Annotated in this window: 19 protein-coding genes; 12 read left to right on the top strand and 7 right to left on the bottom strand. The window is 61.9% G+C overall.

Annotation, left to right across the window (positions count from 1 at the left end):
- Positions 1-150 precede the first annotated feature (150 nt).
- From BPRO_RS03055 to BPRO_RS03035, 5 genes are all read left to right on the top strand, one after another.
- Entirely contained in the window at positions 151-576 is a 426-nt protein-coding gene (locus tag BPRO_RS03055) for an organic hydroperoxide resistance protein (RefSeq protein ID WP_011481584.1), read from the top strand.
- Positions 577-767: 191 nt separating this feature from the next.
- Positions 768-1,841, top strand: a complete 1,074-nt coding sequence (locus tag BPRO_RS03050) for a serine/threonine protein kinase (RefSeq protein ID WP_011481583.1) — start codon at positions 768-770, stop codon at positions 1,839-1,841.
- A 112-nt stretch (positions 1,842-1,953) separates the two neighbouring features.
- Positions 1,954-2,922, top strand: coding sequence for a tripartite tricarboxylate transporter substrate binding protein (locus tag BPRO_RS03045; RefSeq protein ID WP_011481582.1), 969 nt, complete (start codon positions 1,954-1,956; stop codon positions 2,920-2,922).
- 102 nt (positions 2,923-3,024) lie between these two features.
- Positions 3,025-4,002: a tripartite tricarboxylate transporter substrate binding protein gene (locus BPRO_RS03040; RefSeq protein ID WP_011481581.1), complete on the top strand. Its 978-nt coding sequence runs from the start codon at positions 3,025-3,027 to the stop codon at positions 4,000-4,002.
- A gap of 78 nt (positions 4,003-4,080) precedes the next feature.
- Positions 4,081-4,776, top strand: a complete 696-nt coding sequence (locus BPRO_RS03035) for a molybdate ABC transporter substrate-binding protein (protein ID WP_011481580.1) — start codon at positions 4,081-4,083, stop codon at positions 4,774-4,776.
- Between the two features lie 236 nt (positions 4,777-5,012).
- Here BPRO_RS03035 and BPRO_RS03030 read toward each other — a convergent pair whose 3' ends face one another.
- From BPRO_RS03030 to htpG, 4 genes are all read right to left on the bottom strand, one after another.
- On the bottom strand, positions 5,013-6,263 hold the full coding sequence (locus BPRO_RS03030; protein WP_011481579.1) for a HipA domain-containing protein: 1,251 nt from the start codon (positions 6,261-6,263) through the stop codon (positions 5,013-5,015).
- On the bottom strand, positions 6,260-6,529 hold the full coding sequence (locus BPRO_RS03025; protein WP_011481578.1) for a helix-turn-helix domain-containing protein: 270 nt from the start codon (positions 6,527-6,529) through the stop codon (positions 6,260-6,262). Before BPRO_RS03025 ends, BPRO_RS03030 begins: the two co-directional genes overlap by 4 nt.
- 235 nt (positions 6,530-6,764) lie before the next feature.
- Entirely contained in the window at positions 6,765-6,920 is a 156-nt protein-coding gene (locus tag BPRO_RS30060) for a hypothetical protein (RefSeq protein ID WP_198140977.1), read from the bottom strand.
- A 241-nt stretch (positions 6,921-7,161) separates the two neighbouring features.
- Entirely contained in the window at positions 7,162-9,042 is a 1,881-nt protein-coding gene (gene htpG / locus BPRO_RS03020; protein ID WP_011481577.1) for a molecular chaperone HtpG, read from the bottom strand.
- A gap of 275 nt (positions 9,043-9,317) precedes the next feature.
- Between htpG and BPRO_RS03015 the strand changes: the two genes are divergently transcribed.
- The 6 genes from BPRO_RS03015 (at position 9,318) to BPRO_RS02985 (ending at position 15,578) form a co-directional block, all read left to right on the top strand.
- A complete protein-coding gene (locus BPRO_RS03015) occupies positions 9,318-9,770 on the top strand; it encodes a spore coat protein U domain-containing protein (RefSeq protein WP_157045713.1) in 453 nt (150 codons plus the stop codon).
- A gap of 71 nt (positions 9,771-9,841) precedes the next feature.
- The gene (locus tag BPRO_RS03010) at positions 9,842-10,408 is read left to right on the top strand and encodes a hypothetical protein (RefSeq protein ID WP_041388288.1); all 567 of its coding nucleotides are present in this window, start codon (positions 9,842-9,844) and stop codon (positions 10,406-10,408) included.
- Positions 10,409-10,512: 104 nt separating this feature from the next.
- Complete coding sequence (locus tag BPRO_RS03005; protein WP_232291482.1) at positions 10,513-11,148, top strand: fimbrial biogenesis chaperone; 636 nt, start codon at positions 10,513-10,515, stop codon at positions 11,146-11,148.
- Between the two features lie 59 nt (positions 11,149-11,207).
- Complete coding sequence (locus tag BPRO_RS03000; protein ID WP_232291481.1) at positions 11,208-13,556, top strand: fimbria/pilus outer membrane usher protein; 2,349 nt, start codon at positions 11,208-11,210, stop codon at positions 13,554-13,556.
- A 193-nt stretch (positions 13,557-13,749) separates the two neighbouring features.
- A complete protein-coding gene (locus BPRO_RS27895) occupies positions 13,750-14,673 on the top strand; it encodes a Csu type fimbrial protein (protein ID WP_198140976.1) in 924 nt (307 codons plus the stop codon).
- 533 nt (positions 14,674-15,206) lie between these two features.
- A complete protein-coding gene (locus BPRO_RS02985; protein WP_011481571.1) occupies positions 15,207-15,578 on the top strand; it encodes a hypothetical protein in 372 nt (123 codons plus the stop codon).
- A 78-nt stretch (positions 15,579-15,656) separates the two neighbouring features.
- Here the strand turns inward: BPRO_RS02985 and BPRO_RS02980 are convergent, their stop codons facing one another.
- From BPRO_RS02980 to BPRO_RS02970, 3 genes are all read right to left on the bottom strand, one after another.
- Entirely contained in the window at positions 15,657-16,046 is a 390-nt protein-coding gene (locus BPRO_RS02980) for a response regulator (protein ID WP_011481570.1), read from the bottom strand.
- Positions 16,047-16,316: 270 nt separating this feature from the next.
- Complete coding sequence (locus BPRO_RS02975; RefSeq protein ID WP_041388283.1) at positions 16,317-17,168, bottom strand: pseudouridine synthase; 852 nt, start codon at positions 17,166-17,168, stop codon at positions 16,317-16,319.
- 48 nt (positions 17,169-17,216) lie between these two features.
- Positions 17,217-17,936, bottom strand: coding sequence for a Crp/Fnr family transcriptional regulator (locus BPRO_RS02970; protein WP_041389168.1), 720 nt, complete (start codon positions 17,934-17,936; stop codon positions 17,217-17,219).
- A 400-nt stretch (positions 17,937-18,336) separates the two neighbouring features.
- Between BPRO_RS02970 and BPRO_RS02965 the strand changes: the two genes are divergently transcribed.
- Positions 18,337-20,283: an AMP-binding protein gene (locus tag BPRO_RS02965; RefSeq protein ID WP_011481567.1), complete on the top strand. Its 1,947-nt coding sequence runs from the start codon at positions 18,337-18,339 to the stop codon at positions 20,281-20,283.
- Positions 20,284-20,322: the final 39 nt, after the last annotated feature.

The following is a 20,322-nucleotide window of genomic DNA, read 5'->3' as shown; positions in this document are numbered from 1 at the left end:
GGGTGACTAACTTGACTGAACAGTATTGGGCCTAAACCCCGACCCCTTTCAAGCACCCCGAGACCCCCTCCGTATTGTTGATTTTTGTATTTCTGTATTTCTGACTTTTCAACCCGCCTCAATTCCGGGGCATCTTTCAAAGGAACCACCATGACCAAACCCGAAAAAATCGTTTACACCGCCCACGCCAGCGCCACCGGCGGCCGCGAAGGCCAGGCCAGGTCGTCTGACGGCCTGCTTGACGTCAAGCTCGTGCTGCCCAAGGAAATGGGCGGCGCCGGCGGCGGCGTGAACCCCGAACAGCTGTTTGCCGCCGGCTACTCCGCCTGTTTCCTCGGCGCGCTGAAGTTCGTGGCCGGTCAGGAAAAAATCACCGTCCCGGCCGATGCCACGGTGGAAGGTGCGGTCGGTATCGGCCCAATTCCGACCGGCTTCAACATCGCGGTTCAACTGTCCGTGCACATCCCCGGCATGGACCATGCCGCAGCCCAAGCGCTGGTTGAAAAAGCACACGTGGTATGCCCTTACTCCAATGCCACGCGCGGCAACATCGACGTGACGCTGAAGGTGGTCTGATTCGCGCGTCAACCGCCGCGCGTGATCCAGCGCGGCGGCAAGCTGCAGGCGGCGTGGCTCTCCCGAGCCTCGCCGCTTTTCTTTTTTCTTTTGTAACCGGCTCCACCTTCATTTGGGCTGCCGGCAGGCAGGAATAGCGGACTCCCAAACCGGTCACTTTCCCGCACCACGATCTGCGCCGACAATGCGGTATGACTGAAAAAAGCAAGGCCACGGCTCCCGCAGCGCTGCACGCCTATGAGCCCTTGACCCCCGATCTGGTGCTGGACGCACTGGCCAGCGTGGGCCTGGCCGGCGATGGACGCCTGATGGCGCTGTCCAGCTATGAAAACCGGGTCTACCAGGTCCATCTGGAAAACACGGTCGGCTCCGACGACCTGGCCGGCGACATCGTGGTTGTCAAGTTTTACCGGCCCGGGCGCTGGAGCGATGCGCAGATTGTCGAAGAGCACACCTTCGCCGCCGAGCTGATGGCGGCCGAAATTCCGGTGGTCGGCCCGCTGGTGCTGGAAGGCGCCACGCTGCACCGCTTCGGCGGCTTCAGTTTCAGCGTCTCGCCCAGCCGCGGCGGGCGCCGGCCCGAACTCGACAACCTCGAGGTGCTGGAATGGATAGGCCGCTTCCTCGCGCGCATCCACACCGTGGGCAGCGCCCAGCCATTCGTGCACCGGCCCGCGCTGAACCTGCAGACCTTTGGCTACGCCTCACGCGATATTCTGCTGGCGGGTGGCGCCCACGGCTCTCATGGCTCCCATGGTTATTTGCCCCTGGACATGGAGTCACGCTGGCGCAAGGCCTTTGAAGAAGCCATGCTGGTGGCACAAACCGTGTTTGAAAGCGTGGGCGACGCGCGAAGCCTGCGCCTGCACGGTGACTGTCATCCCGGCAACATCCTGTGGACGCCCGAGGGCCTGCCGCTGGCGGGGCCGCATTTTGTCGACCTGGACGACGCCCGCTCCGGCCCCGCCGTGCAGGACTTGTGGATGCTGCTGTCGGGAGACCGCGCGCAATGCACCCGGCAACTCGGCGCCCTGGTGGATGGCTACGAAGAGTTTCGCGAATTCGACCGGCGTGAACTGGCCCTGATAGAGCCGCTGCGCACGCTGCGTCTGGTGCATTACAGCGCCTGGCTGGCACAGCGCTGGCACGACCCGATCTTTCCCATCAACTTCCCCTGGTTTGGCTCCAGCGACTACTGGAAAGGCCAGGTCGACATGCTGGAAGAGCAGACCGAAGCGATGCAGGAGACACCGCTGATGATTTAGCCAATCGGACTCCTAGGGATTGCGATGAGGCCAAAACCGCGGTCAGACGTTAGCATGCTTCCATTAGCCCCTCCGAATCCGTCGGAGCTTGCCGCTCTACAAGGAACATTGCATGAAACGTCGGTCGCTGCTGCTCGCCAGCCTTCTCATGTCTGCAGCCGGGTGGTGCGCGGCGCAGGGTGCCTGGCCCGCCAAACCCATCACCATGATCGTGCCCTTCCCGCCTGGCGGTCTGGCCGACCTGGTGGCGCGGCCTGTGGCTGAAGCGATGTCGCGGGAGCTGGGGCAGCCGGTGGTGATCGAGAACAAGGCCGGCGCCGGCGGCGGCATTGGCATGGGCATGGCCGCCAAGGCCAAACCCGATGGCTACACCGTCCTGCTGGCGCTGTCGTCGCTGACCGTCATCCCCGAAGCCGATACCCTGCTGGGTCGGCCCGCCATGTTTGCCCTGCCCGACCTGCGGCCGATTGCCCGCTTCACGGCCGACCCCACGGTACTGGCCGTGCGTGCCGATGCGCCCTGGAAAACCGCGCAGCAGTTCATTGACGATGCCAAAAAACGCCCCGGCGCCATCAACTACGGCTCCTCGGGCAACTACGGCACCATGCATGTGCCGATGGAAATCCTGGCGCAAACGGCCGGCATAAAAATGACGCACGTGCCGTTTACCGGCGCCGGCCCGGCCGTGGTGGCGCTGCTGGGCGGCCAGATTGATGCGGTGTCATCCGGGCCCGCCACCGTGCTGCAGCAGGTCAAGGCCGGCAAGCTGCGCGTGCTGGCGCATTGGGGCAACGGCGCGCTGAGCACGCTGCCCGAGGTACCCAGCCTGAAGGACGCCGGCTTCAACGCCGAGTATGCGCAGTGGTCGGGGCTGTTCATCCCGCAGGCCACGCCGGAGCCGATTGCCCAGCGCCTGCGCGCCGCGGCGAAGGCCGCCGCACAGGACGCCCGCGTCAAGGAAGTGATTCTGGGTGCGGGCAGCCCGGTGCTGTACCAGGACAGCCCGGACTTCGAAATGTATGTAAAGGAAGATGCCAAGCGCATGGCGGAGGTCGTCAAGCGCATCGGCAAGGTGGAATAGAGCTACCCTGCCCCTGCTTTCTCCGTCTCACTGTTCACTGTTCACTTTTCACCTCGCCCCCGCCCCGCCATTCCCGGCCCTGTTTTCCCACTGGAGAAGTTCATGCGTCGTGATTTCATCCGCTTCCTGGCGCTGGGCATCGGCCTGGCGTCTGCCGTGGCCACCGCGCCGCTGCTGGCCCAGACCTACCCGGCCAAACCAGTCCGCATCGTGGTGCCCTTTGCAGCGGGCGGCCCGGCCGACGTGTATGGGCGTTTCATGGCCCAGCGGCTGCAGGATGCGCTGGGGCAGTCCTTTGTGGTCGACAACCGGCCCGGTGCGGGCTCGGTGATTGGCACCGATACCGTGGCGAAGTCGGCACCCGACGGCTACACGCTGCTGCTGATGTCCAATGCCCACACCGTCAACGAGTCGCTGATTCCGAACAAGCCGTTTCAGCTGATGCGCGACTTTGTGGCGATTGCACCCCTGAACTACTCCGACCTCGTGCTGGTGGCCCACCCGGCCTTGCCGGCATCCACGCTGCAAGCCCTGCTCAGGGACGCCAAGGCCAGGCCCGGCAAGCTCAACTACGCATCGTCGGGCCCGGGTACGCCCTATCACATGGCCGGCGAGCTGTTCAAAAGCATGGCGGGCGTCTACCTGGTGCACATTCCCTACCGCGGCAGTTCAGGCGCGCGTACCGACGTGATTGGCGGCCAGGTCGATGTGATGTTTGACGCGGTCACCACCATGTCGGAACAGGTGAAGGCCGGCAAGGTCAAGGCCCTGGCCACCACCGGCAGGCAGCGCTCCGAGGTGCTGCCCGATGTGCCCACCCTGAACGAGGCGGGCGTGCCGGGTTACGAGGCCACCATCTGGCTCGGCCTGATGGCGCCCCGCGGCACGCCCAGGGCGGTGGTGGACCAGCTCAACGGCGCGATCTCCAAAATTGTGGGCCAGCCGGAGATCCGGCAGCTCTGGGGCAAGCAGGGCGCCGTGCCCCTGGTGATGACACCCGAGGCGTTTGACAAATATGCCCGCGACGACATTGCCAAATGGGCGGGCGTGATCAAGAGCGCCAACATCAAGGTAGACTGAAAAGGCGGAAAAAACTGCACAGGGCGAGATGCGCCCGATGGCCCGGACTCCCTCATTGGACTTCAAGGCAAGCGAACCATGACAATCCTTCACCTGTTGAGCGGTGGCGCAGCCCAGGGCCTGGTCACGCAACTGGAACAACGCTTCGAGACGCAGCACCAGGTCAGCATAGACGCATGCTTCGGTGCGGTCGGGATGATGAGGGACAACCTGCTGGCGGGCACGCCCTGTGATGTGCTGATACTCACCGAAGCGCTGATCGCCCAGCTGATGGCGAGCGGCGAGGTGGTGCCCGGCAGCGCGCTGACACTGGGGGTGGTGAAGACCGGCATTGCCGTGAAAAACGGCGAGGACGTACCCGACGTCGACAATCCAGCGGCACTCAAGACCGCACTGCGCGCGGCCCGCGGCATCTACTTTCCCGACCCGGTCAAGGCGACGGCGGGCATTCACGTCATGAACGTCCTTAAGCAACTGGGCCTGGACACCGAGCTGGCCGACCGGCTGCGCGTGTTTCCCAACGGCGCGACCGCCATGCGCGCGATGGCCGACACCAACGAGCCGGGGCTGCTCGGCTGCACGCAGATCACCGAGATCATTTATACGCCGGGCGTCATGCTGGTGGCGCCCCTGCCCAAGGCGCTCGAGCTGGCCACCACCTATACCGCCGCGCTTTGCGCCAGGGCACGGCAGCCGCAGGCCGCGCGTGACCTGATCAGCCTGCTGGCGAGCCCGGAGGCCGCTTCCGCACGCCAGCTGTGCGGCTTTGAGTGACTCGACCCGAGTGATTTAACGAGTGCTTTCACTTTCACTTTCACTTTCACGATAAGCCGATAAGCCGGCATGCCCCCTGCACCGCGCGGTGCTGACGCATGGGTCGCCGGACACTCGCCGGGTACTCACCGGACAAGTTTCACCTGCGGGGCGCTGCGGACGTCTAGGGGGTGAGGCAAATTGGAGCTTGCCATGGTTTTGTTTTCACTCTTTTCCCGTTCTTTTGTGCCGTGAACTCAGCCGCCTGTCATCGAGATCGCATGCGCACTGTGCATTTCAAAGACGTCTGTCATTTTTTCCAGCAACTCAAGCTCACGTTTTTCGGGTGCAACGTCCTTGATGATGGCCGCTTTTGTCTTTTGCCAGGCCGGCAAAAGATCTTGCGCCATTTTGCGGAAACCTTTTAATGTCTCGGGCAGGCGAAACCCGCAGTCTTTGCAAAGGGCTTCCCATGAGTGCGCGCCCACCGCATCGAACGCGTCCTCGTCACCAATATGCAGCGCAAGACCCGTGTCGCCGTACGCCCGCACGCACAGCAGGTCGTAAAACGGAGCCAGGCGGAAACCTTTTTCGTCCACCAGCACCGACAGATTTTTGGCATGCGCGTCGGCATTGCCGATCAGGTAATTGAACATGACCCACTGCTGCAGCTTGAGCAGATCGCTGCCGCGGACCGGTAAAGCGCGCAAGGCGGCTACCAGTTTGGGGACACTCGCCAGGCCACCCTGCCGCTCATATTTCCAGCCCGACCCATGGCCCAGCAATTGGCAACCGTCAAACTGATGCAGGCCAACGATGTTGCCGGCCAGATTCACGCGGTCATAGCGCTCCACGAGGTACACGGGTTCAGGCACACGCAGGAACCAGACGTCATTCACCGGCAACTTCAGGGCCCGCGCCAGCTTCATGCACGCGTATTCATTCAGCGCGCTGGGCTGGTAGCGCTTCTGACGTGTATCGGGTTTGAGTATGTGGGTGGTGTGCGACGTACCCACACTTTCAGACAGTTGGTTTGTGCGCTTGTCAAAGCGCAACCCCATCTTTTCCTGCGCACCGGCCAGCGACATGGTGGTCTGCTCGTTGGACACCAGCAGTGGCTTCTGGCCACGGATGCGTTCACTCAACTCCTCATAGGGCAAGGGACGATATTGCTGAAGCATGGCAGACTGCCCATCTTCAGGCAGCAAGGACAAAACGCCCGGCAACTCCTTGCCCAATTGACCTAATAGCTCAAACGGCGAAGGGTCACGCAAGGCCAAAGCGGCGATGACGTCGTCCAGTGCAGTGCCCTCGGGCAGCAGATTTTCAAAAAAACTGCGGACCAGCGGCCCTGTGAAGCGAGTGCCAACCAGCGTAAATTGCGGTGCAAGCACATAAGCACCCGGCTGCTCCAGCCACTGCGCGTCATACTCGAAAAAGTATTCGCCAGCTTCATGGCCAAACCAGCCCATGGGCCTGACGTTGGCCCAGACGCGCAGGCGGATCATGAGGTGCTGACTTTGGTATTGGGGTGGGAATCACTGGTAGTTCCCCCAATCTGCCAGCCTGTCAGCGTCAGCGTCAGGCCCAGCCCTTGGGTCAGCTGCAATAACTTCGTCAGCGAACAGCGGCCCGGGTCGCTTTCAGCGTCGCGAATAAAAGACTCACTCACATTGCACACTGCGGCAGCCTGCTCCCGAGACAAGCCCTGGCGCTTTCGCTCCACGATGAGCCCTTGCGCCAATTCGGAAAGATTTTGAACCTTAAGCTGCATTATTTGACCCTATAAGGTCACTTTACTGTAAATTTCAGTCCTTGTCTAGAATTTTGACCTCCTAAGAACAGTTTCTATTGCTTAGAGTTTTTGCCAGCATTAGAAATTCCTACGAGTAGAGAAACTGTTCCTTAAAGAACAAAAATATCTCTTAGCAAGTCAAACAGAGATATTTTTGAGCTCATAAGAACAACTATTAAACGTTTTAATGCTGCAGCGTTTTTGACGGGCTCCGTCAAACATGCTTTAGAGCTTCGCGCTCCGAGATGGCCGATGCAACAGGCCGGGTCAATTCACCACTGAACGCTCGCCGCTGGAGCGAGGCGAACAGCGCATCGAGTTCGGCCAGCGCGGCGCGGTGGGTGCCTTCAGGAAAGACGCGGCGCTCCATGGGCCGCTTGAGTCGGTTGGCCTTGTTTTCTTCGAGCGTGTGCAGGTCGTCAAGCCAGCGCAGAAACAGCAGTAGGTGATCTGCTCAATCACCTTCAGCGGGTTGGCAATGCCTCCCAACCAGAAGGCATTCCAGATTTGGTCTATTTTTGATTTAAGTTCACCATTCACCATTCACCATTCACCATTCACCAGTAAGCATCCGGCAATTAAACCAGCCCTGGGCGAGCCTTAAACCAAGGTCAAACCAGCAGCGCGTTGACCCGCTTCACATACGCAGCCGGATCTTCCGGCATGCCGCCCTCGGCCAGCAAGGCCTGGTCGAACAGGATGTGGGCCAGATCGTCAAAGTGCTCACCGGCCTCCAGCTTTTTCACCAGCGGATGCTGTGCGTTGACCTCCAGGATCGGCTTGACCTCCGGCACAGCCTGGCCGGCCTGCTTCAGCATGCGGGCCAGCTGGGTCGACATGTCGCCATCCTGCACGACCAGGCAGGCGGGCGAATCCACCAGGCGCGTGGTGGCACGCACGTCCTTGGCCTTGTCTTTTAGGGCTTCCTTGAGCTTGTCGAGGATGGGCTTGAAGTGGGTTTGCGCTTCTTCGGCGGCTTTCTTCTCGTCTTCATCCTGCAGCTTGCCCAGGTCTACCGCTCCCTTGGCCACCGACTGCAGCGGCGTGCCGTCGAATTCGTGCAGGTAGTTCAGCGCCCACTCGTCCACGCGGTCGGCCATCAGCAGGACCTCAATGCCCTTCTTGCGAAAGATCTCGAGTTGCGGGCTGCTCTTTGCGGCAGCCAGGGTGTCGGCCGTGACGTAGTAAATCGCGTCCTGCCCCTCCTTCATGCGGGCCTTGTAGTCGGCAAAGCCCACGCTGACGGTGTCGGTCGTCGAGCTGGCAAAGCGCAGCAGCTTGGCCAGGCGCTCGCGGTTGGCAAAATCCTCGCCCAGGCCCTCCTTGAGGACGGCGCCAAACTCGGCATAAAACGCCTTGAACTTGTCGGCGTCATTGGCGGCCAGGTCTTCAATCATCGACAGCACGCGCCGGGTGTTGCCTTCGCGAATCGCCTTGACGGCGCGGCTTTCCTGCAACAGCTCGCGTGACACATTCAGGGGCAGATCCGCGGAATCCACCACGCCCTTCACAAAACGCAGGTAGGTCGGCATGAGCGCCTGCGCGTCGTCCATGATGAAAACACGGCGTACATACAGCTTCACGCCCGCGGCCTTGTCGCGATTGAACAGGTCCATGGGCGCCTTGGCCGGAATGAACAGCAGCTGGGTGTATTCGGTCCCGCCCTCCACCCGGTTATGGGTGGTGGCCAGCGGCGCCTGGCTGTCGTAGCTGATCTGCTTGTAAAACTCGTCGTACTGCTCGGGCGTGATGTCTTTCTTGGCACGGGTCCAGAGCGCGGCGGCCTGGTTGACGGTTTCCCATTCACCCGTGACGACCATTTCGCCGGGCTGGCCGTTTTCGCCTTCTTTCCACTCTTCTTTCTGCATCAGGATGGGCAGCGAGATGTGGTCGGAGTATTTGTTGATGATGCCCTTGAGCTTCCAGGCGTTCAGGTAGTCGCGGGCGTCGTCCTTGAGGTGCAGGATGATGCTGGTGCCCCGTTCGGCGCGCTCCATCTCGCTCACCTCGAACTCGCCGGTGCCCTCGCTGCTCCAGCGCACGCCTTGAGTCGCCGGCAGGCCGGCACGGCGGCTTTCCACGGTGATCCGGTCGGCCACGATGAAGCCCGAATAAAAGCCCACGCCGAACTGCCCGATCAGCTGCGCATCGTTTTTCTGGTCGCCGGACAGCTTGGCCATGAAATCCCGCGTGCCGCTCTTGGCAATCGTGCCGAGGTTCTCGATCGCCTCCCTTTCGGACAGGCCGATGCCGTTGTCGGTAATGGTCAGGGTATTGGCCGTCTTGTTGTAGCGCAGGCGCACCTGGAGCTCGGAGTCACCCTCATACAGTGCGGCGTCATTGAGCGCCTCAAAACGCAGCTTGTCGCAGGCGTCGGAGGCATTGGAGATCAGTTCACGCAGGAAGATGTCTGGGTTCGAATACAGCGAATGCGTGACCAGGTTCAGGAGCTGGGCAACTTCGGCTTGAAAGGACAAGGTTTGTTTGTGCATGGTCAGGATTAAATGTAATTAGCTTGTTACATGTTGAATGGCAGAATCTGGGTGATGCGCACGGGGTTGGGGATTATTTACAACTCCTGGCGCCGGCCTGTTCTGTCGTAATTTGGCATAAACCCAATAATTTCAATGGTTTAGCGTGACAAATTCCCGACATATGCGGGTTTTAACCGCCCTTGAACTGGAAAATTGTGAAATGTCTGGTTACAGTTCAGTCACATACAGATTCAACCCTTTCTTATTTTCGCTTCATTCAACCGGAGATCCTCATGAAAAAACTTCTCGCACTGCTTGCCCTGGCCCTTGTCAGCGTTGCAACCCTGCCCGTTCAGGCCGCCACCGCATCCGGCCAGTTCGATGTTTCCATCAGCCTGACCGGCACCTGCAAATACGTCAAAACCTCGGACGTTGCCTTTACTTACACCTCGCTCCAGACTGGCGCCCAGGCACAAACCACCGCAGGCGGCTTCACCGTCCAGTGCACGAAAGACCTGGTTTATACCCTGGCCCTGGACTCAACCTCGGTTACCGATGATGCCGTTGACCTCGCCTACACGCTGGCACTGAGCGGCTCCGGTGCCACCGGCTCCGGCGCTGCCCAGGCTTACAGCGTGACCGGCTCTATCGCCGCTAACCAGGCCGGTAAATGTGCCACCGCCGGCGGCGCCTGTACCAACAGCGCGGCGACCAACAAAACCCGTACCCTGACCATCACCTACTAAGAAGCTGATCTACCTGGCCGCTATCTAACTAATATAGACCGCAGGATCGCCCGCTCCCGGCGTCAATGCATATGTCCAACAAGCTCATCCTCGGGGTTTCGCTGATGCTGGCAGCCGCAAGCAGCCTTGCGGGTGGCGCCAGTGGACAGTTCAGCGTGCAGATCACGCTGAACAGTGCCGGCAGTAACAGCTGCACCAGTGCGAGCGATTCAGGCACGGCCAGTTCTTCGGTCCAGGTGCGGTGCACGACGAACGTGTTTGTCGAGATTGCAGCACGCACAACCACCAGCACCAGCACCAGTACCACCAGCACCAGCACCAGCAGGTTCATGCCCGGCTATCGGCCGGCCCGCGATTCCCTGCTGCCGGACTATTGCCGCAGCGAGCTGTCCCGCGCCGATCGGGTCGCCGGCCTGACCTGCCGCCTCGATGACCGGCGCCAGTTTGCCGCAGCCGGCGATGAAGGGGACGAGGGCTGGGCTTTTGAGAGCCGGCTCTACGCGGTGAATACCGAAGACACGCCGCTGCAAATGCAGGCGCGCTCACGCGTTGAAGACGACCACGGCACCCTGACTTCCATACGTCTGGCCAGTGCGGATGGCCGCTCGGGCCCCGTTGAGATGCTGGTATCCTTCTGAGGATGAACGTCCTGCAGCGCCGAAGCCACCTTCACCTTGTCAGCTTCCTCCTCCTGTTAAGTCTCATGGCCCCCTGGGCCCCTGCCGCTGCTGGTGTTTTTTCCGTGACCCCCGTTCGGCTTTACATGAAGCCCCGCGACCGGGCCATCGCCGTGACGCTGACCAACGAAGCCGATACCGAAGTCGTGCTGCAGGCCGACATCAATACCTGGAGCCAGAAACCGGACGGGACCGATGAACTGGTGCTCACCGAGGACCTGATTCTGGCTCCTCCCATCATCAAGCTGGCGCCCAAAGCCAGGCAGGTGGTGCGGCTCGCGTTGCTGAAGCCGGCCGATGCGAGCCGGCAACTGACTTACCGCATGATCATCCGCGAAGTACCTGAAGCCCTGCCCGCATCGGGCATTCAGGTCCCCATTGCGCTGGCCCTGAGCATGCCCGTCTTCATCACGCCCCCGGCCGCCAAGCGCCAGATGAACTGCAACACCGGCCGTGCGGACGCCAAAACCATCAGTCTGCAGTGCAGCAACAGCGGCACCGCCTATGCGCAGATCCGCGAGGCCGCGGTCATGCGCGGCGACCAGGCGCTGGCGCGGTTTGAGGGCGGCAGCTACATCCTGCCCGGCGCCAGCAAAACCATCAGCCTGCGCAGCGAGAAAGCCGTCACCGCAGGCCCGGCGCAGCTGGTCGTGACATTCGACGACGGACAGAGCCTGACGACCAGCATCACGCTGCCCTGATCCAGCACCGTATGACAAGGGGGCGTTGCCGGCTTTTACATGTGCGCGCCTGCCTTGTCATGGCAAGTCTCTGCGCGGGCGCCGCAGCGCAGGGCCAGACCACACCGCCGTCCAACGTTCCGGCCACTGCCCGGTCAGCCAATGACCGGCTGCTTCCGCTGGAAGTGTTCATCAACAACACCAAAGGCGGCGTCTGGACCCTGCTCGAGCGCAATGGCATTTTGTATGCGCCGTCAGACGCCTTCGACGAGTGGCGCCTGAACCACCAGCCCAGCGCCCAGGACATCCAGTTTCAGGGCCAGCAGTGGTACCCGCTTTCGGCGATTCCGGGATTTGAAGCGCGACTCAACTTTGCCACCCAGTCGGTCGATCTGGTGTTTTCGCCGGCGGCCTTCAACGCCGTGCGCCTGACGCAGGAAGCCGCACTGCGCCCCCCGCTGTCGCCCACCATTCCCGCCGTCTTTGCCAACTACGACCTGAACTACACCACCAGCCGCAGCCGCGTCACGGGCAGCGATGACTTGCGCACCAAGGACCTGGGCGCCTTGACGGAGCTCGGGTTTTCGGGGCAATGGGGCCTGGTGACCAGCAGCTACGTTGGCCGCAACCTGGTCAGCCAGGACCCCACGCTCAATGCCTCGTGGCGGCGGCTGGAGACCACCTACACCCGGAACTTCCTGGACAGCAACAGCACGCTGCGGCTGGGCGACAGCATCACGCGCACGGGCATCTCGGGCCGCTCCGTTTACTTTGGCGGCTTTCAGTTCGCCAAGAATTTTGCCCTGCAACCGGGCTTCGTGACGCAGCCCATCCCCACCGTCACCGGGCTGTCTGCCGCGCCCAGCACCGTGGAGCTGTATGTCAATGATGCGCTCCGGCAAACCTCCCGGGTGCCCTCGGGGCCCTTCAGCATCGACAACTTCCCGGCACTGACGGGCGCGGGCGAAGCGCGGGTCGTGGTGCGCGACATCCTGGGCCGCGAAACCGTGATCACCCAGTCCTTTTTCAGCAATGCCAATCTGCTGGAGGAGAACCTGACGGACTGGAGCTTCGAGCTGGGCGCCGTCCGCAACAACCTGGGCACTGACAATGCCAACTATGGCCCGCGCTTCATCGCCGGCCTCTGGCGCAAGGGGCTGAGCAAGAGCCTGACGGTGGAAGGCAACGGGGAGTGGTCCTCCTCGCTGAGCCGTGCGGGCGCGGGTGTGAGCTACGCGCTGCCGTTCCAGATGCTGGGCCAAACCGCACTGGCGGTGAGCCGCAGCGACACGGTTGGCAATGGCCACAACTGGCTGGTCGGCGTAGAGCGCAGCGGCCTGCGCCACGGCGTGGCCTTCAGCGCGCAAGGCGCATCGCGTGGCTACCGGCAGCTCGGTATTGACACGGCATCGCCCCGCCTGCAAACCACCGCCAGCTACAGCTACAGCAGCGACAAGTTCGGGGCGTTGAACCTGAGCTATGCCGGCTTTGACAATTACGAGCTGGGCAAGCTCAATACCGTGAGCCTGAGCTACACCATCCGGCTGGGGCAGCGCAGCGCCCTGACGTTGAGCGCCACCCGGCTCAGCGGCGTGTCTTCCGGCAATTCGCTCGGTGCGTTCCTGATCGTGCCGCTGGACAACCGCATCACGATCGCCTCCGGTGCGACCCGCCGAAGCGGCAGCACCGACAGCTATGTGAACGCCAGCCGGGCCCTCAGTGCCGAAACCGGCTGGGGCTGGCGAACCGCGCTGGGCTCGCGCGTCGACGGAGGCTACGCCGAGGGCGGCGCTTATTACCAGGGAACCAAAGGACTGTTCTCAGCCGACGTCAGTGGTGCGAAAAACCAGCAGAACGTGCGCCTGGGCCTGCTCGGCGGCGTCGTCATGGCCGATGGGCAAGTCTTCGCCACACGCCGCGTGCAAGACAGCTTTGCGATTGTCGAAGTACCGGGCTATGCGAATGTGGGTGTGGGCTTTCAGGGCAGCACGCTGACCCGCACCAACAGCAGCGGCGTAGCGCTCCTGCCGCGCCTGCTGCCGTTCCAGCGCAACAGCGTGCGCCTGGATCCGACCGAACTGCCGATCAGCGCCGAGCTGGACTCAATTGAACAGGAAGCCGTGCCGGCCCTGCGCAGCGCGGTCAAGATCACCTTCCCCGTGCGATCCGGCCGGGGCGCCTTGATCCGCATTGAATTCGACGACGGCGAACCCGCGCCCGCCGGTGCAGAAATCGAACTGGTGGGCGACAAAAAGGAATTCTTTGTCGCCCGGCGTGGGGAGGCTTTTGTTACCGGCCTGCAATCTGCCAACCGTTTGCGGCTGAAGTGGAACGGCAACAGCTGTACCTTCGACGTGGCCTTGCCGCCCGGCAATCTGGAGGACATCACCCGGGTGGGCCCCGTCCGCTGCATCGGCGTCAAACGGTGAAGCGTCTCCGGATGGCCAGCTCCAGAAAACTGCGCAAAGGGGGCGCGCGCCGTGATAATCCGCGAACAGGGTCTGCAGTTACCCCGCGCATTGAGGCTTTTGTCACGAGTTGCTCAACCATCTACCCCGACTCACACTGGAAATGGACCGAAGTCACCCCTTACGTAACATAATGTTACCCATCATGATTGTCATGTGTAAAAAGGTTTCCGAAGCAACACACCGCGATGCCGTGCCGGATCGGGGGAGTGCAGCGGTGACTCTGCACCATTTCCTGCTGGCGGCAGCGACCTGGGGCGTACTCCTGGCCGCGGGCACCGCCCACGCCACGATCAGCTGCAGCGTCTCTGGCAATGGATTCACATCGGTTTACGATCCGATCTCGACAGTGCCGAACGACAATGTGTCGAGTGTCACCATCAACTGCTCACGCGCGTCGGGTGACCCCACCACGACCACCTATTCACTGGCAAGCACCAATGGGCTCTACCCCCAGGGACAAAACAATCGCGCCTACTACCCGACGAACAAATACCTCAAATACGACATCTACAAGGATGCCGCCTATTCGAGCCGCTGGGGGCCCGGCGGGAGCGCGCCGTTCACCGGAACACTCAACTTTGGCAGCGGCACATCGGCCTCGTTGACCCTTCCCTACTACAACCGGGTGGCTGCCCAGCAGTCGGCCGTCGCGGCGGATTACACCGACACCATGACCGCGACCCTCACCTATTCGGTGACGTCGGGGGTCAATGCGACAGCCACGCCAGCCACCATGCCGGTGATCATCACCACCAATCCGCAGTGCCAGTTCAGCACACCGCCTGGCACCATGAGCTTCAGCTATACCTCGTTCCAGTCGACGGCCGCGACAGGCAGCACGCAGTTCGCCACGCGCTGCACCAGCGGACTGCCATACACCATGAGCCTGGGCGCCACCGGTGGCACACTACTCGGCCTGGCCTATAGCCTGTCGCTGAGCGCTGCCAGCGGCACAGGCACCGGCGCCGCCCAGACCTACTTGGTCAATGGCAACATCGCTGCCAACCAGGCAGGCATCTGCGCCACATCGGCCTGCTCCGCCTCCGCCCCCCAGACCATCACCATCAGCTACTGAGTCGTTGGGGTCGCTGCGCCGGCTACGGGCTGGCAGGGCAGCGGCGCCGTGCCGCTGTCGTCCACCGCGCATCAGCCGGCCTCGACACGGCCAGTATCCCGACCCCAATCCCTCACCGGTTTGCACCTGCGGCCGACGGGGAATATCGCCAACTCGCTGATTCCCTGCTGAAAACCGCTCCTGGTCAAGCCAAGGGCCATCAATAGCTATTATTTTTATAGCAATAAAACCCCTTCTCGCTTGGGTTAAAGCCATTTCTTGATCTTGAACAGTTCGCAAGGAAAACCACCCGGGCTCGGGCCCGCTCCCGATTCACACGGTTTTCAGGGACCTCCTGAGCACGCCATAAATTGACAAATTCGATGGATGCTTTGTGTATTTATCAATTTAAAAGGCAAATCCCCATATTTTTGCCTGTTTTCGTGAGAATTCACACGGATAACCTAAACTGACAACTCAAAATAGATATTGCTCGAATTTATCAATTTAATTAGAATTCAGGCAATCGTTGATAGTTTCAGGGAGTCAGTGCCATGCGAACCTTCACAACCGCCTTTGCCGTTTTGACCCTCCAGTGCCTGCTGGCGATGTTCAGCCCGGCCCACGCGCAAAGCAGCAGTTCCGGAACGTTTGGCGTCACCATTGTGTTGCGTACCTTCAGCGAAGAGGCCACTGCAGACCACCGCTGCACCCACCGCGGGCAGGCCGAAGGACAGGCCGGCACCCTGCGCATCAGCTGCCCGGCCACTGTGGATGTGCAGGCCATTGCCAGCGCCTCGACCCGCAAAACAGCTCAATACCCTCAGAATGCCGCGGCCGGCCAGGCCGACCGCACGCAGCTGGCGGTCGTTGCCGGCCAGCCCATGAATTCCCTCAACCCGATTGAACTGACAATTTCCTGGTGATGCACTGAAATGGCCGCCATGCTCCTATCTGTGGGGCATTGACGGGCCATCGGCATCAAGCGCGGAATCCGGCCACCGCTATCGCCGTTGCTCTTGCTGCTCCGTCTGCTTGATGCAGTAAGCAAACAGGTCATCCAGCTCCCCGGACTTGTCAAACACGGCATCCGCGCCAAGCGCGGTGGCCCGCCTGCGGATCTCGGGAGTGGCGTAGTTGGTCAGCATGACCACCTTCTGGAAGGCCTCGCGGTTGCGGCAGCCCGCCAGTACACCGAGACCGCTGCCCTCCTTCAAAAACAGGTCGACGATCGCCAGGTGCCAGTCACCGTTGTGCGAGGTGAGCCAGCGGTGGGCCTCCGCCTCGGTGGCGCCAAAACCGTTGACCTTCAGCGCGCAGATTTCCTGCAGCGTCTCGATCAGATTCTCGAGGACCGTCTCGTTGTCTTCCGCGAGGTAGGTAATGAGTGGCATGGTGAGGGCAGGTGGGGGTGAGAGTGAGTGAGTGAGTGAGAGTGGGTGGGCGGGTGATTTAATGACGTCGCCGGGCTGCTGCGCCTGTGGGACATGGCCAGGCCCTTAAAGACACTTTAGGCCGCGTCAGGGAAAAGGTTGACAGCCTTTGACGTGCATTGCCGTAGGACAGAGTGAGCCTGCAGCGCTGCCCGACGCAATGAGAGGGGGGAACTCTGGCGTTCCCGCAGCGCTACCGACCGCTGCCGATCACTACCCTGATGGCAAAGGCTAAAAAGATTCGTGCGCAGCCAGGTAGCGCCACTGGCCTACCGGCAAATGGCCGAGGTTGACCCGACCGATTCGCACGCGCTTGAGTCCGGTCACAAACAGCCCCACCTGCTCGCACATGCGGCGAATCTGGCGCTTCTTGCCTTCCTTGAGCACAAACCGCAGTTGCTCGGGGTTTTGCCAGTCCACCTGCGCCGGCCGCAAGGCCTGCCCGTCGAGGCTCAGGCCATGGCGCAGCAAGGCCAGCTTTTCACGCGGGAACACCGCCTGCACGTTGCTCGTTTCGGCGCCATAGCTGACCCGCACCAGGTACTCTTTTTCTATCTCCGAGTTTTCACCGATGAGCTGGCGCGCCACGCGCCCGTCCTGTGTCAGCACCAGCAAGCCGATGGAGTCAATGTCCAGGCGACCGGCCGGCGCCAGGCCGCGCAACTGCTCGGGACCCCAGCGCATGCGGCTGTTGCACTCGCGCCAGCGGTTTTGCGGCTGTACCAGCACCACCGCAGGCTCATGGCCGTCTTCAGCCTGGCCGCTGACATAGCCAACGGGCTTGTTGATCAGGATGGTGACCTGCTGGCGCTGCTGCTGCTCGGCCTGGCGATCCACTTCGATGCGCGCGTCAGGGGCGACCGGCTGGCCCATCACGGCGGGCGCGCCATTGACCAGCACCCAGCCACGGGCAATCCAGTCGTCGGCTTCGCGGCGTGAGCACAGGCCCAACTCGGCCATGCGTTTGTTCAGCCGCACGGTGGACGATGCGGAAGCGGTGGCGGCCGGGGCGGCGGCCTTCGGGATACGCACGGCCGTGCCACCTGGTTTGGGCCCCGCTCCGGGTTTGGATGGATCTTGCATTTGCTATTTATTTTATAGCTTGCCTGGCTCTTGCATGAAGGGCGGCATTTACTTCTTGTCTGAAGCGATGCTGGAGCGCAGGGCCGCAAGATCCAGCACGCGCAAGCCGCCGTATTCAACGCGAATGAAGCCCTGCGCCTGTAGTGCGCTCAGCGCTTCGTTGACGCGCTGGCGCGACAGTCCGACCAGGTAGGCCATCTCCTGCTGCGTGATGCGCAGGATATCGCCCACGCCGGGATACAGCACCGGATTGAACAGTGCCGCCAGGCTGCGCGCCACGCGCAGGTCGGGGTTGTTCATGCGGTCGATTTCACGCGCGGCAATGAACTGCCCCAGCCGTTCGTTCAGCTGGTTCATCACAAAGCGGTTAAACCCGATGGAATGGTCCAGCAGCCAGTGAAACGAGTCGATGGGCAGACCGGCCACAACGCTCTTGCGCAGGGCCTGGATGTTGTAGCGGTAGGGCTCGCGCTTGAGCGCTGTGCCCTCGCCAAACCAGCCGCCGGGCGGCAAGCCGGCAAAGGTGATGGTCGTTCCCTGCGCGTTGTCGGTACTCATTTTGAGCAGCCCCTCCACCACGCCGAACCAGTATGTGACGGGCCGGCCGATGCGGCAGACATAGTCGCCGGGGGCCGCATCGCCCACCTGCAACTGTGCGACAGCACGCGCGCGCTCAGGCGGCTGCAGAAGACGCAGCCACGGAATGCCCTGCAGCTCATCCGCGGTGGGCGTTCTGCGGCGCTGATGCAGGGAGGTGTCGGTGGACATGGTGCGCACTAGTACTCCGACCCAGAAATATCGAAACATGAAAGCGCGCCTTCGAACCCATGCCGTCGTTGCAAATCCTCGCCATAGCTACAGCTATGTCTGCGGTTTGCGCCTGGGCTTGGGCTCGAATCCATCGCTTTCATTTTGTTCCGATGCCTCTGTGTCGAAGTACTAGGTTCGGGGTTCGCATCAGGGCAACGGGTATTGGGTATCAGGTATTGGGTATTGGGTATTGCTTCGCGTCAGGGATAGTCCGGACCGGGGACACCCCACTAGGACTTACCCGCAAATTGTCGTCGCAATGACACCATGACGTCAAATGCAGTCCTACTATTCGCTCTACACCAGCGGCTTTTCCGACAGAAAGGCTGCACAAAAAAGAAAGAGACAAGGAACCGGAATGCAGACCACGTTCCCACGATTGCTGCTCAAACATGCTGCCGAGCGTCCGGGCGCCGCGGCCATGCGCGAGAAAGAATATGGCATCTGGCAGGCGCACAGCTGGGCCGGCATGGCCGAGCTGGTGGAACACATTGCTTGCGGCCTGCACGAGGCCGGCCTGGGGCGTGGCGAACACATGGCGCTGATCGGTGCCAACCGGCCGCGCCTGTATGCCACCATGCTGGCCGCGCAGTCGCTGGGGGCGATTCCCATTCCGCTGTACCAGGATGCCGTGGGCGCCGAATGCGTCTTCCCCATCACCAATGCCGACGTACGCTTCGCCATGGTGGAAGACCAGGAGCAGGTCGACAAGCTGCTGGAAATCCGTGACCGCTGCCCGGACCTGGCCCACATCATTTTTGACGACCCGCGCGGCCTGCGCAATTACGAAGAGCCCGGACTCACATCCCTGGACCGGCTGATTGAGTCCGGCCAGGCGCTGGCGGTGAGCCAGCCTGGCTGGTTCCGCATGGAAGTCGACAAGGCCTCCCCCGACGACGTGGCGGCGATGTTCTTTACCTCGGGCACCACCGGCAATCCCAAGGGCGTGGTGCACACGCACGCGACCTTGCTGGACCGTGCGCAGGCCGGCGCAGAATTTGACAAGCTCACGAGCGCCGAAGAAGTGCTGGCCTACCTGCCGCCGGCGTGGATTGGCCAGAACATCTTCAGCTACGCGCAGTGGCTGGCCTGCGGCTATGTGGTGAACTGCCCCGAGAGTGCCAGCACGGTGATGATTGACCTCAAGGAGGTCGGACCGACCTATTACTTTGCGCCACCGCGGGTGTTTGAAGGCATGCTCACCACGGTCATGATCCGCATGGAGGACGCCGGGCGCCTCAAGCGCGGCATGTTCAATTACTTCATGGGGGTGGCTCGCCAAGTGGGTCCCGCCCTCATGGACGGCAAGCCGGTCAATTTCATCCAGACCCTGCTTTATGGCCTGGGCAACCTGATGGTCTACGGGCCCCTGCGCAACAACCTGGGCTTTTCGCGCGTGCGGGTGGCCTACACCGCCGGCGAAGCCATTGGCCCGGACCTCTTCACTTTTTACCGTTCCATCGGCATCAACCTCAAGCAGCTGTATGGCTCCACGGAAACCGCCGTGTTCGTCTGCCTGCAGCCCGACAACGAGGCGCGGGCCGACACGGTCGGCGTGCCGATTCAAGGCGTGCAGATCCGGGTGGCCGACAACGGCGAGGTCCTGGTCAAGTCGGCCGGCCTGCTCAAGGAGTACTACAAAAATCCGGCGGCCACGGCCGAGGTGCTGACCGCCGACGGCTGGTACCACACCAGCGACGCCGGGTTTCTGAATGCCAGCGGTCATCTCAAGATCATTGACCGGGTGAAGGACGTGGGCCGTATCAAGGGTGGCGCCAATGACGGCGCCCTGTTTGCGCCGAAATACGTGGAGAACAAGCTCAAGTTTTTCCCGCACATCAAGGAAGTCGTGGCCTACGGCGACGGCCGTGAAAAGGTCTGCGTGATGATCAACATCGACTTCGACGCGGTGGGCAACTGGGCCGAGCGGCGCAACCTGCCTTATGCGGGCTACACCGACCTGGCGCAAAAGCCGGAGGTCTACCAGCTCATCAAGGAGTGCGTCGAGAAGGTCAATGCCGACCTCAGCGTCGATGCGCTGCTGGCCGGCTCGCAGATCAGCCGCTTCCTGATACTGCACAAGGAACTCGACGCCGATGACGGCGAGCTGACACGGACCAACAAGGTGCGCCGCGGCTTCATCGCCGAGAAATACCAGCCGCTGGTCGATGCCCTGTACGGCGGCAAAACCGAGCAGTTCATTGAAACCGTGGTCAAGTTTGAAGACGGCCGCAGCGGCAGCGTCAGCGCCACGCTGAAGATCAGCGACACCCAAACCTTCGCGCCCGTGAAGGCAGCAGCATGAATAACAACCGACAGCACGCCCCTCAAATGCCAGCTCGAG

This window comes from Polaromonas sp. JS666 (assembly GCF_000013865.1).
Taxonomy (GTDB): Bacteria; Pseudomonadota; Gammaproteobacteria; order Burkholderiales; family Burkholderiaceae_C; genus Polaromonas.
Note: the sequence above shows the minus strand (reverse complement) of the source record. Positions and strands in the feature narration are given on the sequence as shown.

Excerpts from the sequence above, each read along its gene's own strand:
- BPRO_RS02970 (WP_041389168.1), bottom strand. The coding sequence starts at position 17,936 with ATGTCCACCGACACCTCCCTGCATCAGCGCCGCAGAACGCCCACCGCG.
- BPRO_RS03035 (WP_011481580.1), top strand. The coding sequence starts at position 4,081 with ATGACAATCCTTCACCTGTTGAGCGGTGGCGCAGCCCAGGGCCTGGTC.
- BPRO_RS02975 (WP_041388283.1), bottom strand. The coding sequence starts at position 17,168 with ATGCAAGATCCATCCAAACCCGGAGCGGGGCCCAAACCAGGTGGCACG.
- BPRO_RS02980 (WP_011481570.1), bottom strand. The coding sequence starts at position 16,046 with ATGCCACTCATTACCTACCTCGCGGAAGACAACGAGACGGTCCTCGAG.
- BPRO_RS03000 (WP_232291481.1), top strand. The coding sequence starts at position 11,208 with ATGGCAAGTCTCTGCGCGGGCGCCGCAGCGCAGGGCCAGACCACACCG.
- BPRO_RS27895 (WP_198140976.1), top strand. The coding sequence starts at position 13,750 with ATGTGTAAAAAGGTTTCCGAAGCAACACACCGCGATGCCGTGCCGGAT.
- BPRO_RS30060 (WP_198140977.1), bottom strand. The coding sequence starts at position 6,920 with ATGGAGCGCCGCGTCTTTCCTGAAGGCACCCACCGCGCCGCGCTGGCC.
- BPRO_RS02965 (WP_011481567.1), top strand. The coding sequence starts at position 18,337 with ATGCAGACCACGTTCCCACGATTGCTGCTCAAACATGCTGCCGAGCGT.
- BPRO_RS03040 (WP_011481581.1), top strand. The coding sequence starts at position 3,025 with ATGCGTCGTGATTTCATCCGCTTCCTGGCGCTGGGCATCGGCCTGGCG.
- BPRO_RS03045 (WP_011481582.1), top strand. The coding sequence starts at position 1,954 with ATGAAACGTCGGTCGCTGCTGCTCGCCAGCCTTCTCATGTCTGCAGCC.
- BPRO_RS02985 (WP_011481571.1), top strand. The coding sequence starts at position 15,207 with ATGCGAACCTTCACAACCGCCTTTGCCGTTTTGACCCTCCAGTGCCTG.
- BPRO_RS03015 (WP_157045713.1), top strand. The coding sequence starts at position 9,318 with ATGAAAAAACTTCTCGCACTGCTTGCCCTGGCCCTTGTCAGCGTTGCA.
- BPRO_RS03030 (WP_011481579.1), bottom strand. The coding sequence starts at position 6,263 with ATGATCCGCCTGCGCGTCTGGGCCAACGTCAGGCCCATGGGCTGGTTT.
- htpG (WP_011481577.1), bottom strand. The coding sequence starts at position 9,042 with ATGCACAAACAAACCTTGTCCTTTCAAGCCGAAGTTGCCCAGCTCCTG.
- BPRO_RS03010 (WP_041388288.1), top strand. The coding sequence starts at position 9,842 with ATGTCCAACAAGCTCATCCTCGGGGTTTCGCTGATGCTGGCAGCCGCA.
- BPRO_RS03025 (WP_011481578.1), bottom strand. The coding sequence starts at position 6,529 with ATGCAGCTTAAGGTTCAAAATCTTTCCGAATTGGCGCAAGGGCTCATC.
- BPRO_RS03055 (WP_011481584.1), top strand. The coding sequence starts at position 151 with ATGACCAAACCCGAAAAAATCGTTTACACCGCCCACGCCAGCGCCACC.
- BPRO_RS03050 (WP_011481583.1), top strand. The coding sequence starts at position 768 with ATGACTGAAAAAAGCAAGGCCACGGCTCCCGCAGCGCTGCACGCCTAT.